Origin of the sequence: Azospirillum brasilense, from assembly GCF_005222205.1 — a bacterium.
In the GTDB taxonomy this organism is placed as follows: domain Bacteria; phylum Pseudomonadota; class Alphaproteobacteria; order Azospirillales; family Azospirillaceae; genus Azospirillum; species Azospirillum brasilense_G.
This window is the reverse complement of record NZ_CP032347.1, coordinates 575,929-587,848: the sequence shown is the minus strand read 5'-3', so window position 1 is coordinate 587,848 and position 11,920 is coordinate 575,929. Positions and strand designations below refer to the sequence as shown.

14 protein-coding genes are annotated in these 11,920 nt (G+C 71.0%); 3 read left to right on the top strand and 11 right to left on the bottom strand.

Annotation, left to right across the window (positions count from 1 at the left end):
• Positions 1 to 3: 3 nt before the first annotated feature.
• The gene (locus tag D3869_RS24770; RefSeq protein ID WP_137142424.1) at positions 4 to 843 is read left to right on the top strand and encodes a RibD family protein; all 840 of its coding nucleotides are present in this window, start codon (positions 4 to 6) and stop codon (positions 841 to 843) included.
• A gap of 122 nt (positions 844 to 965) precedes the next feature.
• Here D3869_RS24770 and pqqA read toward each other — a convergent pair whose 3' ends face one another.
• Positions 966 to 1,046, bottom strand: a complete 81-nt coding sequence (gene pqqA / locus D3869_RS34660; protein WP_014242213.1) for a pyrroloquinoline quinone precursor peptide PqqA — start codon at positions 1,044 to 1,046, stop codon at positions 966 to 968.
• Between the two features lie 316 nt (positions 1,047 to 1,362).
• On the opposite strand from pqqA, the gene D3869_RS24760 reads away from it, so the two are divergent.
• Entirely contained in the window at positions 1,363 to 1,677 is a 315-nt protein-coding gene (locus D3869_RS24760; protein ID WP_109069798.1) for a hypothetical protein, read from the top strand.
• A gap of 22 nt (positions 1,678 to 1,699) precedes the next feature.
• Here D3869_RS24760 and D3869_RS24755 read toward each other — a convergent pair whose 3' ends face one another.
• From D3869_RS24755 to D3869_RS24740, 4 genes are read right to left on the bottom strand one after another with little or no spacing between them, the layout of a single operon-like run.
• Positions 1,700 to 2,530 (bottom strand): quinoprotein dehydrogenase-associated SoxYZ-like carrier, encoded by an 831-nt coding sequence (locus tag D3869_RS24755; RefSeq protein WP_137142423.1) that lies wholly within the window; start codon positions 2,528 to 2,530, stop codon positions 1,700 to 1,702.
• 4 nt (positions 2,531 to 2,534) lie between these two features.
• Positions 2,535 to 3,482: a quinoprotein relay system zinc metallohydrolase 2 gene (locus D3869_RS24750; protein WP_175426598.1), complete on the bottom strand. Its 948-nt coding sequence runs from the start codon at positions 3,480 to 3,482 to the stop codon at positions 2,535 to 2,537.
• Positions 3,483 to 3,512: 30 nt separating this feature from the next.
• A complete protein-coding gene (locus D3869_RS24745; protein ID WP_137142421.1) occupies positions 3,513 to 4,610 on the bottom strand; it encodes a hydantoinase/oxoprolinase family protein in 1,098 nt (365 codons plus the stop codon).
• A gap of 1 nt (position 4,611) precedes the next feature.
• Complete coding sequence (locus D3869_RS24740) at positions 4,612 to 5,610, bottom strand: ATP-grasp domain-containing protein (RefSeq protein WP_137142420.1); 999 nt, start codon at positions 5,608 to 5,610, stop codon at positions 4,612 to 4,614.
• Here D3869_RS24740 and D3869_RS24735 point away from each other — a divergent pair.
• On the top strand, positions 5,609 to 6,352 hold the full coding sequence (locus tag D3869_RS24735) for a HisA/HisF-related TIM barrel protein (RefSeq protein WP_247895957.1): 744 nt from the start codon (positions 5,609 to 5,611) through the stop codon (positions 6,350 to 6,352). The genes D3869_RS24740 and D3869_RS24735 overlap by 2 nt on opposite strands.
• Positions 6,353 to 6,357: 5 nt before the next feature.
• On the opposite strand, the gene fae is transcribed toward D3869_RS24735, so the two are convergent.
• The 6 genes from fae to D3869_RS24700 all read right to left on the bottom strand — a co-directional run bounded on the left by fae (position 6,358) and on the right by D3869_RS24700 (position 11,892).
• A complete protein-coding gene (gene fae, locus D3869_RS24730) occupies positions 6,358 to 6,885 on the bottom strand; it encodes a formaldehyde-activating enzyme (RefSeq protein ID WP_275945596.1) in 528 nt (175 codons plus the stop codon).
• 11 nt (positions 6,886 to 6,896) lie between these two features.
• Positions 6,897 to 7,841, bottom strand: coding sequence for a triphosphoribosyl-dephospho-CoA synthase (locus tag D3869_RS24725; protein ID WP_137142419.1), 945 nt, complete (start codon positions 7,839 to 7,841; stop codon positions 6,897 to 6,899).
• Positions 7,838 to 8,725, bottom strand: coding sequence for a RimK family alpha-L-glutamate ligase (locus D3869_RS24720; RefSeq protein ID WP_137142418.1), 888 nt, complete (start codon positions 8,723 to 8,725; stop codon positions 7,838 to 7,840). Before D3869_RS24720 ends, D3869_RS24725 begins: the two co-directional genes overlap by 4 nt.
• Positions 8,715 to 9,704 (bottom strand): methenyltetrahydromethanopterin cyclohydrolase, encoded by a 990-nt coding sequence (mch, locus tag D3869_RS24715; protein ID WP_137142417.1) that lies wholly within the window; start codon positions 9,702 to 9,704, stop codon positions 8,715 to 8,717. The genes D3869_RS24720 and mch overlap by 11 nt, the downstream gene beginning before the upstream one ends.
• Before the next feature lie 174 nt (positions 9,705 to 9,878).
• On the bottom strand, positions 9,879 to 11,030 hold the full coding sequence (locus D3869_RS24705) for an ATP-grasp domain-containing protein (RefSeq protein WP_247895956.1): 1,152 nt from the start codon (positions 11,028 to 11,030) through the stop codon (positions 9,879 to 9,881).
• The gene (locus D3869_RS24700; protein ID WP_137142415.1) at positions 10,996 to 11,892 is read right to left on the bottom strand and encodes an NAD(P)-dependent methylenetetrahydromethanopterin dehydrogenase; all 897 of its coding nucleotides are present in this window, start codon (positions 11,890 to 11,892) and stop codon (positions 10,996 to 10,998) included. The genes D3869_RS24705 and D3869_RS24700 overlap by 35 nt, the downstream gene beginning before the upstream one ends.
• Between the last annotated feature and the right edge of the window lie 28 nt (positions 11,893 to 11,920).

Genomic DNA, 11,920 nt, shown 5'->3' with positions numbered 1-11,920 from the left:
GGTATGGCTGCGCGTGTGCTGAGGCTTTTTCCGGGACCGCCCGAAGAGGTGGCGCTGGCCGGGCTCTATGTGGCCGATGCGCTGCACACCCTGGGCAGCGCCGCGGCGCCGTTCGTCTATGCGAGTTTCGTCGGCAGCCTCGACGGGCGCATCGCCGTACCGGACACCGTGACCGGAGAAAGCCATCTTCCCAGCGAAATCATCAGCGGGAACGATTTCCGCCTGTTCCTTGAATTGCAGGCCCAGGCGGATTGCCTCGTCACGCACGGCGGCTATCTGCGCGACCTCGCGGCGGGCCGGTTGGACGACGTGTTGCAGATCGGGACGCGGGCCACGGACCGCGACCTTGCGCGGTGGCGGCGGGAGAACGGCCTGTCCGCCCAGCCCGCCATTGTGATCGCCAGCGCCAGCCTGGACTTCCCCGTGCCGGAGTCGGTGATCCGAGAAAGGCAGCGCGTTCTGGTTGCGACCGGCCGGCAGGCCCCGCGCGACCGGGTCGACGCGCTGAGGGCGCGCGGCTATCCGGTGATCATCGCCGGAGACGGTGCGTCCGTGGAGGGCGCGCCTCTGGTCCGGGAACTCGGCACGCTCGGCTTTCGCAGCGTGTATCTGCTGACCGGTCCCCGCATGCTGTCCACGATGCTGCGGGACGGGATGCTGTCGCGTCTCTACCTCACCATCGCCCACCGCGTGGTGGGTGGCGAGGGCTTTCACACCATGGCGACGGGCCCCCGGTTGGAAGGCGCCGGCCGTCTGCGCCTGTCGTCGCTGTACTACGACAACGCGGCGCCGGATGGGGCGGGCCAATGGTTCGCCCGGTTCGAGCCGTTGCGTCCGACGTGAGGCCGTCGCTCGCCTGACGGCCTTGTCGAGAAGGGCGGGCAGCGGAGACGCGATTCACCACTGCCCGCAAGGCGGTTGGCGGTGGGTATGGTGAGGCGCACGGCTTCGCCGTTGCCACGCCATCAAAGCTGGGCGCAGGCGTAGGCGTTTATTTCGGTGCCGACGGCGATCACACGGATTTTCGGTTTGCGCCAGGTCTTCATGATGCGCTCCCTTGGGTCCCGGTTGAATGGATAAGGACCAGCTGCGATTTCGGTCCTCCTGAGGAAGCCTACCGGTCCAATCCCGGTGCGGCCATCCTGCGAAGGGATAGCGGCACGGAAAATAGGGGTGGATGGCTTTGTGGTGAAGGCGCGCCGAATTTATTCAACTCTGTTTCTATTCCGCCGGTCTTTCCCGCAGCCGTCTCCAAATGCGTGCTTGAGGACGGATGCTTGATCGCCCCACCATGACGGCGCGCTCTTTCGAACAGACAAGCATGGACCCGACCCGATGACGAGGAATGGTGTTCCGGTTGCCTTGATCGCGCTTCTGATCGGCTGCGGCACGGCGCAGGCCGAGGACGGCTACCCCACCTACGCCCGCGTCGATTACGTCCTCGGCTGCATGGTTTCCAACGGCCAGGGACCGGACGTGGTGCGCAAATGCTCCTGCAGCATCGACGAGATCGCCGCGCATTTCCCCTACGACAGCTACGTGGCGGTGGAGACCGCGCGCGGCATGCAGGAGGCCCCCGGGGAGCGCGCCGCGCTGATGCGCGACGTCGGGTGGATCAAGGATCTGCTGAACGAGTTCCGGCAGGCCCAGGTCGCCGCCGACCTGAAGTGCTTCTGAACGGTCCGGCGGCGCCGTCCTCTCACGAACCGGAGTTGGCGCGGATCGGCCAGCTTTCCTGGAAGATCCGCCCGTTCGAATCCTCGGCGGTGACCTCCAGCGTTCCCTGCTCGTCCGGCACCAGGGAGAAATGGATGCTGGGGTCCTCGCTCAACGAAATGTCCGATTGCACATCGAGCACCGACGCCCCGTTGTAGCGGATGGCGATGGTTTTCACGTAGTGGGCGGGGATGAAATAGTAGTTGAGTTGGTCGTACTGCATGCCGGTGTAGTTGGGATGGCTGATCAGCAGTTGCGCGGTCAGCGGCTTCCCGGCGGTGATGCTGTCGGGCAGGTTCAGCTTCATCTTGCCCATGCGGGCGACGGCGAGCTGGGCGTTTTTCAGCGCCGGAGCGGAGCATCCTCCGGACGCCTTGACGAATTGCGTGGTGCGGAGCAGCCGCCCGTCGCTGGTCTCCGCGACGGCGGTGATGTTGGTGTAGGCGTTCACCCGCAGACGGGTGTCGACCGCCTGCGGGCTGTCGCCGTGGGCGAAACGGAAGGTCGCGGCCATCGGCACGGGATTCTCATCGACGATGAGATGGACCGCGGTCACCTGGACCCCGCCTCCCGGCGCCGTCACGATCCGGACGGGCACGACCGCCGCGTCGTTGGCCCGCTTCGGCGCCTCCAGGCTGAGGAGCGGACCGGCATCTTCGACGCTGCGGCCCGAGAAATACATGTCGCGCAGCATGTCCCAGCGTTCCTCCTGCGGCGAGGCCGCCAGAGCGCCCACGCTGCCCAGGCACAGCCAGGCGGCGCCCGCCAGCGTCAATCCCGACAGCGTGACGATGATCCGGTGCGGTGTGGTCATGGTGTCATTCCCATTCCAGTTCGGCGAAAGCCGCCGTCACGTTGCGCGGGTTGTAGGACTCGAACAGGCGCCAGCGCGGCGCCTCGTCGGCGGCGACCGTGTCGACCGCCTGCTGGATCGTGCCGTGGGCGGCCTGGACCTTCCGGACGCCTTCGACCACCCGGCCCAGGTAGCGGCGCAGGTCCCCGGCCGCATCGGGCCATGGGGCCGAAGGCGGTCCGTGACCAGGAACGACGCGCGTCGCCGGTTCCGCGGCCAGAGCGTCGAGAACGCGGAGCCAGCCGAGGACGGAGCCGTCGATCGCCGGCGCCCGCTCCATGAACAGCAGGTCCCCGGCCCACAGCGTCCTCGTTTGCCGGTCAAGCACCGTCAGATCGTTGTCGGTGTGGGCCACCGGCCACGCGACAAGCTCCAGCACGCGCCCGCCCAGATCCAGCTCCAGGCGGTCGGCGACCACGACGGTCGGCGGGATGATCCGGACCTCCGCGGCGGCGGCGGAGCCGACCGCGGCGTCGAAGGCCTGCCGGTAGTGGTCCACGCGCGCCGCCAGGGCGGCCTGGAAACGGACATGCGCGACGAAGTCCGGCCGGTCGGGCAGGAAGGCGGCATTCCCCAGCGCATGGTCCGGGTGCATGTGGGTGTTGATCACGTAGCGGATGGGACGGTCGGTGTGGAGGCGGACCGCCTCACGCAAACGATGTCCAATAACCGGCGAGCCGCCGCTGTCGATCACCGCGACCGCCTCGGCCCCGACGATGAACCCGCAGTTGGCGATGTCCCCGGCGTTCGCCGCGTCGGTCTCCTCGTGGCGGCCGGCGTGCACGAACACACCGGGGGCAACCTCGAACACGGGCAGGGGGTCGGCCATCGCCGGGGCCGCCGAGAGCAGGCAAACGAGCAGCCAGACGCCGCCCAGCGCCGCACGCGCGGACGACCAAAGGAACGTGGCCATGGCAGCCATCGTCCGGTCCTGCTTTTGTGTTCAATCGCCCAAGTATGGGACCGCCCCGGCGACCGCGGCAACCGGGCAAAGGTGTTTGTGCGGCGCACCGTCGAAGGCAAGCCAGCCGACGCTGACGGCGGGGGCGAACCATCCCGTGCGCTCCCGCAAGGCCGGCGCCACCAGCAGATTCGCCTCGAAGTCCCGGTAGTCCGCCCCCCGGCGCTCGGCCAGACGCCGCACCAGGAAGCGGCCGACCCCGGCGCCGACGAGCGGCAGGCTGTCGGCCGTCGGGTTCCGCGACAGCACCTGATCGAGCGCGTCCTCGATCCGACGGAGCTGGCGTTCCGCGAGATGGCCGGCGAGGCGACGGGCCTTCGGCAGGCCGTCCGGCTCCAGGTCGTCGCCGACCATCCGCAGCAGGCGCCGCGCGCTGGCGGTGATGCCGTGGTCGCGCCCGTCGGCCGTCGGGTGCTGGTCGGCGCCCTCCGGCAGCGTGCCGGTGAGGCGATGGACGTCGGCCATGGTTGCGAACAGCTCCGCCATCAGCGCGCGCCGGCCTCCGCCATAGGGAACGGTGCGGGCCACCGCCATGACCGGTGTGCGCACGACGCCGGTGTAGACCAGCTCGCCGCTGTCCAGCCGTTCGGCGTCGGAATAGCCGGCGTGGAGCGGGCTGCCGCCGACGAGCGGGACGATGTCGGTCGTGGTGCTTCCGACATCAAACAGAACGCCGTCGCCGCCCGCCGCGGTCACCAGAGCGGTGGCGTACCAGTTGGCGGAGGCCACCGCCTCCGCGCAGTCCGGCACGGCCTCGAGCGGCACCAGCCCGCGGGGACCGGCGAAGACGGTGAGCGTCGCGGCGGGCAGGGCGGTCCGCATCGTGGCGGCGATGCGGCGCACGCCGTCGGCGCGGTCGTCGAACAGGTCCGCCAACTCCCCGGTCATCGTCGCGGCCACCCGCTGCGGTAGGCCCCAGCGGGCGACCACCGCCGCGACGGCCTGCTCCAAGCGGTCGAGCCCCTGCCAGAGCGGGCAGGGCCATTGGTCGAGGTCGCGGAGCGTCCCCGTCCCGTCGAACAGGGCGGCCTTCAGGTGCGCCCCGCCGATGTCCAGCCCGATCAATCCGCCGCCATCCATGTCACCCCTCCAAAGTCAGAAGGACCGGTTCGATGCGCCCCACCGGCGGCGGCGGAACCGGCGGGTCGCGCGCCAGATCCAGCACCGCGGCGGCGACGTTCAGCCCCGTTGCGCGCCGCACTCCCACGGAGGAGGTGGTGAGACGCGGGTTGACCTCGATGACCGTCGGCCCGTCGGGGCTTACGACGATGTCCACCCCCACGCACCCGAACAGGCTGGGCAGCGCCGCCGCGACACCCCGCGCGAGATCGGAAAGGGCGGGGGACAGCGCCATCCCGCCGACGGTCCCTCCGCCGTAGGAGAAGACGCCACCGGACAGGGAGACGTTCTGGCGGTTGGCGGTCAGCGGCCAGGCCCGGCCATCGCGGCAGAGCATCGACAGGCTGGCCGGCGTGCCCGGCTGGAAGGGCTGCACCACGAAGCCGCTCCGGTCCGCCTCTCCCAGCCAGCCCCGCCATTCGGCAGGGGCGCGGATCAGCCGTGTGTCGATGCAGCCGGCCCCGTCGTCGGGCTTGACGACCCAGGGACCGTGTCCCGGCGGGCCGTCCGCAGCGACGGCGCCGACCCGCCAGACCGGGACGACGGGCAGTCCGGCCCCCGACAGCAGGGCCGCCGTCGCCGCCTTGCTGGACGCGACGGCCACCGCCTGGGCGCGGCTGTTGAGCAGGGTGCGCCCGCTGGCCTCGACCATGCGGCTGAAGCGCTCCAGCGCGCCGTCCGTCTCCGGGGCGATCGGCCAGACGCCGTCGGCCTGCCGGGCGAGATCCTCCCAAAGCGACCAGGACTCGCGCGGGTCGGTGATGGTTATGCTGCGCACGGGCGCCGTGAGAGGCGGAAGGCGGGCATCGCGGGTGACCGTCACCGCCACCCCCGGCACCTCCAGCAGGTCGGCCAGCAGGGCGTGGAGCATCAGGTCGCCCTCACGGGTAAGGCTGGCGGGGATGGGGGAGTCCGGCGGCATGCCCCCGCCGGTCACGAACTCAACGACCAGGATGCGCATGCCGTCCGTCACCATGCAGCCGAGGGGGTGGGAGATGTTCCACGTCGTTCCGGTGATCGACCTCAGGGAGGACGGCGTGGTGCACGCCCGCCGCGGCGACCGAGGCTGTTATCGGCCCTTGCACTCCTCGCTGTGCGCCGGCAACGACCCGGTGGCGGTGGTCGGCGGACTGCTGCGCCTGCATCCGTTCCGCGTCGTCTATGCCGCCGACCTCGACGCCATCCAGGGCAGCGGCGACAACCGGCCGGCGCTGGCGCGGCTGAAAGCGGCCTTTCCGGATGTCGGATTCTGGGTCGATGCCGGGTTCCGCAGCGCCGACGCGGTGCGCGGCTTCGTCGCGTCGGGGCTCGGCGACGCGGTGCTCGGCAGCGAGAGCCTGGACGGTCTCGCGCCGCTCGCCGCGCTGAAGGCCGATCCAGCCTGGGAGCGGGTGATCCTGTCGCTCGACTTCCGCGACCGTTTCGTCGGGCCAGCGGACCTGCCGGACCATCCCGACCTGTGGCCGCAGCGGATCATCGTCATGACCTTGGCCCGCGTTGGGTCGGGGGAGGGGCCGGACTGGAGCCGCCTCGCCGAGATCGGTCGGACCAAGCCGCAGGCCAGCCTGTTCGCCGCCGGCGGGGTGCGCGACGGCGACGATCTCCGGAACCTCGCGGCGCGCGGCAGCGCCGGCGCCCTGGTGGCGACGGCGCTGCACGACGGCCGCATCGGCGGCGCGGAACTGGATGGCCTGAACCGGTAGGCCGGTCACGCGGCGAAGGGATGCTTCACCTTGTCCTTCTGGTTCATCAGGTCCTGCGCGCTCGGGAAGCTGGCGACCGCGCGTTCGATGGCCTCCTTGGTGGCGCGGTAGTTGTAGTCCTGGATCTTGGCGTTGTCCTTGGCTTCCCAGTGGATGAAGACGCCGACGCAGATGAAGATGTTGTCGATCTCGTCCTGCGGGATGGTGCCTTCCGACACGCAGTCGGCCACCGCCTTGGCGACGGCGTGCTGGGCGGGGCCGAACATCTGCACGGCCTGCTCCGCGCCCTTGATGGTGACCTTGTTGAACAGGATGGTCGCCGGCTTGCACATCAGGTTGGGTGCCACGACGGCGAGAAGGGCGGTGAAGCCGTCCTTGTTGTTGGTCAGCGCGTTGCAGAAGGCCGTTTCCACGGCGCTGCCGCGCGGTCCCATGATCAGGTCGATGTGGGCGACCTCGTTCCCATCACCGACCAGCGACTCGCCGACGAGCACGCGGTTGATCTTCGTGGACTGTCCTCCCCACATCGGCATGTCCTTTCTCCCTAGCGTTTCCGACGTTCTTCGCGGAGCGCGTCGTTTTGAAGAACGTCCGTTATGACGGGCGGCTGCGGGGATTGCATGAGCCAGAATGCAAAAAGGCAACCCACGACAATATCCGCGGTCGTACCCGGGTTGACGCCATTGTATTTGAGGTCACGGTCCAGTTCCGCCAAGCGCGATCGCGTTAGCGTGAATGCACGATCCGGGGCCGCGTTTTCCCTCAATTCCGAAGCCCGCGCGCGTAACCATTCAGAACGCTCCCGCCCGTATTTTCGGGTGACATGGCTGTCGGGCAGGGTGGCGAGGAATTCGACATAAATCATCTCCGTAGCCTGCTCGAACCCCGCCCCGGCGTCCAGCCATCGCCGCAGGCCCGGCACGCCGGTGTCGAAGACGTCCGCGAAGCCCGTCGCGTATTGCCGGGCGATGGTGTCGCGGTCCCGTGCCTCCCGCATGGCGTCGAGCAGGGTCACCCGCGCCGGGGCGTGCACGTCCGCCCCTTCGACGCGGCCCAGCCCGGCGGGTTCGGCCAGCGCGATCGCCTGGAAAGCCAGCTCCGCGTCCGCCACCGTCAGACTGGCGAGGACATGGCCCAGCCGGTCGCGCAGGGGACCGCCGCCGGTCATCAGCGCGGCCTGGGCCAGCGGTGCGGCGAGCAGCAGGATGCCGAGGTTGGTGTTGCAGCCGACGGCCGCGCGCGTGGCCTGGACGGCCGCGTGCAGCCGCTCCCCGACGCTCAGCCCCGGCCGTGCGAGGATGGGTGCGGTGGCGTCGGCGCTGGCGAGAAACTGGGCAACGGTCATGCCGTGCCCCTCGGCGTGGATGTGCACATTGCCGGGCTTCAGCGCGCGCAGTTCGAGATGGCAGGCGGCGCGGTAGGCGCCGGCCACGCCGGAGGCCGGGTCGGGTGGGATCGGCGCCCAGTCGATCGTAGGCCCACCGATCATGCGCCGACGCGCTCCACGAAGTCGGCGGCCAGCGCGTCGGCGATGTCCACCGCGCTGACCCGCTGCAGGCCTTGCCACGCCGGCATGCTGTTGACCTCCAGCACCAGCCAGCGCCCCGCCCGGTCCTGGATCAGATCGACACCGGCATAGCTCGCGCCGACCGCCGCCGCGGCGCGGACGGCGAGGGTGGCGGGTTCGTCGTCCGCCGGGGCGGCTTCGCACGCCGCCCCCTGATGGACGTTGGTGATCCAGCTCCGCCCGTGCCGGGTCATCGCGGCGACCGCCCGCCCGCCGGTCACGAAGACGCGGCGGTCCTGCCACGCGCCCTCGCTCCGTGGCGGGATGAAGGGCTGGAGGTAGTAGACGCTGCCGACCGCTTCGGCGTCGGGGAGCGCGTCAGGTCCGTCCAACCGTTGCAGGCCGCGCCCCTGGGCGCCGAACAACGGTTTCAGCACCTGGTCGGGCGCGCGGTCGAGGATGTATCGGGCGGGTTCGGGCTCCTGCGTGGCAAGGGCCGGCGGGGTGGGCAGGCCGGCGCGGGCCAACAGGAAGCTCGTCATGCTCTTGTCCACGCAGCGCTCGATGGCCTGCGCGTCGTTGCAGACCGGTACCCCGAGGTCGCGCAGCGCGTGGAGCACGCCCAGGCGCAGCGTCACCTGCTCGAAACTGCCCTGGCCGACCGCGCGGACGAAGACGCCCGCCGGCAGCGTATCCTCGAAGCCGGGGATCAGCAGGCCCGTCGCCGTGTGACCGACGGCGATCCCGCAGCGCCGCGGCGAGACGCAGCGGCAGGGCAGGCCGCGCGCCTCGATGGCCCGGACCAGCCGCGGCGTATGCCAGTCGGGCCGTTCGGTGAGGATCAGGGCAGCGCGCTCACCGGACATCGCGGAACGAGCGCTCCACGAGGTCCGGCGCCAGGGTTCCGCCGTGGAAGCTGCGTCCGCTGTCCAGCGCGGTGACGGTCACGCGCGCCGGGCTGAACAGCATGGAATCGATGGCGTAGAAGTCTCCCTTCGCCGCCGCGAAGATTTCCGCGAAGGGGCGCCCGTGATCCCGCGAGGCGGCGGAAGGCAGGCGCTTGGCCAGATCCTCCGCCGCGTCGTCCGGACCGGTGACGTGCAGATGGACCGTCCCGCCGTAGAGGATCGCGTCGTTGGTGCGGCCCATCGCAGTGAGGAACTTGCCACCGGGTGGGGGAAGCGGCGCCATGCCGATGCCGTCGACGACGCGGTCGAGCGGGAAGCCGAGGGCATGCAGCTTGTGCAGGGCGACCTCCAGCACGCGGGCGACAACCTGGGTGGTCCCCGCGAGGCTCTGCGTCGGAGTGAGGACCAGGGTCAGCCGGTCCGCGGCGATGCCGCAGGTGGCGGCGATGTGGCCGATCAGGTCGGCGGGGGGCACCGCCGTCGCCTCCATGACGAAGGCCGCCGCTTCGGCGCTGTCGCGGTAGGCCAGCTCGTCGAACAGCGCCTCCTGCCGTGCCAGCGCGCGGCCGGGGCCGGAGCCCAGCGCGAAGAAGGCGCCCTTGCCGCTGCCGTGGCTGAGGCTCCAGCCGGCGTATTGACTGCCGAGGCAAGCGAGGACCGGCTGCGCGCTGTGGACGGTAACACCGAACGGCCAGGATGGCGGGCCGGGGACCGGTCCAAACGCGACCCGGCCAAGACCGCCCATGCAGAGTTCAGCGATGCGCCGTCCGGCCTCCAGCCCGCCGGGATGGCCGATCCCGGCATCGACGACGCAGGCCCCGCCGACCCTTTCGATGCCGAGGCGGAGCAGCGGGGCGTCGGCCACCAGCCGTTCGACCAGAGGCGCCGACAGCGCGGCGAGGCTTGGACGCGGATCTGGGGTGTGGGGCTTGGCCATTTTAGCCCTCTCCCCTCTGGGGAGAGGGTGGCCCGGAGGGCCGGTGAGGGGGATGCGCGTGGCGGAGCGCCCGGCAAAAGCGCAACCCCCTCACCCCAACCCTCTCCCCAGGGGGGAGAGGGAGCATCAAGTGCGCGAGCTGCCGGCACAGGTCAGCGGAGGGGACTGTGATCATCACTGCATCTCCATCGCGGCGAGGGCCGCCAGTTCGCGTTGCCGCCGCTCGGCATCACGCCGCGCCGCTGCGGTGCTGGGACCTTCCCCGAACACCGTGCAGACCGGCTCGCCGCGCCCGATGAGGGCCGGTGCCGCCGGCCGGTCCGCGGTCCAGGCCGGCCAGCGCCGGCCCGCCTCGATCCGGGTGGGCGCGTCGGCGTAGAGCACCGCCGCCGCCCGGCATCCCGGCAAGGCCGGAAGGCGGTCGGGCAGGCGCCCGGCGCAGGCGTCCAGGTGGAGGCCCAGCAGCGGCGACAGCGGCGGGCGGTCGAAGACGTCCAGCGTCGCGCCGGGACGCGGATTGATCTCCAACAGATGAAAGTTCGACCCGGTCACCAGGAAATCGGCGCTGTTCAGCCCGACCAGCTCGAACGCCGCCGCAAGGCGATTGATCATGGCGGGCAAGGTCGGGGTCCACCGCTCCGGACAGCGCCACGGTCCGGCCGCCCCGCCGTAGCGGTAGGGGCTGGCCGCGGTCGGCGCGGTCCACTGCCGGCTCAGCCCGACGATGACCGCGCGGTCGCCGTCCGCGAGAAAGAGGACCGACAGGGCATGGCCGGCGACGCGTCGCTGGATGTACCAGCCCGGCTGGGGTTTTCCGCTCGTCGCAGGGGTGATGTGCGCGCCGCCGCTGCCGCCGATCCGCTTCCGCAGATGGTCGCCGGGCGATCCGTCCAAGGCCGGCGCGACCGTAGGATGGGGAATGCCGAGCCGGTCAAGGAGGGTGGCGAAGCGGAACGGGTCCTTGATGCGCGCCACCACGTCGGGCCGGTTGCCCATCAGCGGACGGTCCTCCGCGAGGCGCGCCAGAAGCGCCGGGTCGTCTTCGAAGCCGGCGCCGTAGACCAGCGGCAGACCGCGCAGCTCCGTCCGCGCCAGGGCATCCCGAAGGGGAGCGGACTCCAGGCGCAGACCTTCGGCGAGCAGGCGCAGGCAGGGCTCGGCAAGCTGCTTGGTATCCAGATCGGCGAACAGATCGATGGCCGCCGGCCGCCGGCCGGCGCGGCGGGCGGCGGCGGCGAGCGCCCGCGCCGACAGGGCCGCAACGACGATGTCTGGACCCTCCGTCACCGCGTCAGCCGGCGATCTGGCGGGCGGCGTCGTAGGCATCGCAGAAATCCAGATACACCGCCGTCTTCGTTGCGGCGAGACGCGTCAGCAGGGCGTGCTGCACCCGGAACTTGACGGCGCCGACCGCCAGCGCTCCGACCCCGACGCCACGCCCGCCGGGGAGCGGCGTGCCGTCGTCTTTGGGGCCGACCCCTTCAATCCCGGACGGCGGCACCGCGTTGATGTCCGCCGCGACCAGCAGGCGGCCCGCCGCGGCGAGGTTGCGCGCCGACAGGATCTGCACGCCGGCCCGGCCGCAGCCGAACACCACCTCGGCATCGGCGAGCAGCGCCTCCCGCGCCGTGTCGTCGGGCGCATCCGCGCAGGCCAGCTCCACCCCGAAGCGCCGCCGGAACTCGGCGGCCTTCGGTTCCACGCCCGACAGGCCGCGGTGGCTGACCAGGGTGACGCGCGCGCCGGCCAGCGCCGCGATCACGGCGGCGATTCCGCCGACCACGCCGGTCGCGCCGAACACCTTGAGATTCAGCCCCTTGATCCCGTCCGGATGGCTGCGGCGCAGGGCGCGCTCGACGACGGCGACCATAGCGCCGGCCGTCGTGAAGGCGCCCGACGGATCGACCATGACCGAGATGGTGAAGGGCGCGAACATGGCCTTGCGCGCGGCGTCCATCATGTCGAGCGCCAGCACGGCGTCGCGCCCGCCGATGAACAGCCCGGTGCGCGCCGCGTTCGCCGGGTCCCGGGAGAACATCGCGTCCTGGGTGATGCCGGTGACCTCCTCCAGCGCGACGCCGGTGTAGGGGAACAGCGGTCCCATGCCGGCGTCCGCCGCCATGTTGACGTCGAAGGCGCTGACGTGCTTCAGCGGCGTCAGCATGTGCAGAACGTAGGGTGCGGCCATGGCGCGCCTCCCGCTTGGCTCGGGTGTG

What these genes read in the sequence shown, in the direction of transcription:
- D3869_RS24770 (WP_137142424.1), top strand. Translation starts at nt 4, where the DNA reads ATGGCTGCGCGTGTGCTGAGGCTTTTTCCGGGACCGCCCGAAGAGGTG.
- pqqA (WP_014242213.1), bottom strand. Translation starts at nt 1,046, where the DNA reads ATGAAGACCTGGCGCAAACCGAAAATCCGTGTGATCGCCGTCGGCACC.
- D3869_RS24755 (WP_137142423.1), bottom strand. Translation starts at nt 2,530, where the DNA reads ATGACCACACCGCACCGGATCATCGTCACGCTGTCGGGATTGACGCTG.
- D3869_RS24750 (WP_175426598.1), bottom strand. Translation starts at nt 3,482, where the DNA reads ATGGCCACGTTCCTTTGGTCGTCCGCGCGTGCGGCGCTGGGCGGCGTC.
- D3869_RS24745 (WP_137142421.1), bottom strand. Translation starts at nt 4,610, where the DNA reads ATGGATGGCGGCGGATTGATCGGGCTGGACATCGGCGGGGCGCACCTG.
- D3869_RS24735 (WP_247895957.1), top strand. Translation starts at nt 5,609, where the DNA reads ATGCCGTCCGTCACCATGCAGCCGAGGGGGTGGGAGATGTTCCACGTC.
- D3869_RS24740 (WP_137142420.1), bottom strand. Translation starts at nt 5,610, where the DNA reads ATGCGCATCCTGGTCGTTGAGTTCGTGACCGGCGGGGGCATGCCGCCG.
- fae (WP_275945596.1), bottom strand. Translation starts at nt 6,885, where the DNA reads ATGCCGATGTGGGGAGGACAGTCCACGAAGATCAACCGCGTGCTCGTC.
- D3869_RS24725 (WP_137142419.1), bottom strand. Translation starts at nt 7,841, where the DNA reads ATGATCGGTGGGCCTACGATCGACTGGGCGCCGATCCCACCCGACCCG.
- D3869_RS24720 (WP_137142418.1), bottom strand. Translation starts at nt 8,725, where the DNA reads ATGTCCGGTGAGCGCGCTGCCCTGATCCTCACCGAACGGCCCGACTGG.
- mch (WP_137142417.1), bottom strand. Translation starts at nt 9,704, where the DNA reads ATGGCCAAGCCCCACACCCCAGATCCGCGTCCAAGCCTCGCCGCGCTG.
- D3869_RS24705 (WP_247895956.1), bottom strand. Translation starts at nt 11,030, where the DNA reads ATGCCTACGACGCCGCCCGCCAGATCGCCGGCTGACGCGGTGACGGAG.
- D3869_RS24700 (WP_137142415.1), bottom strand. Translation starts at nt 11,892, where the DNA reads ATGGCCGCACCCTACGTTCTGCACATGCTGACGCCGCTGAAGCACGTC.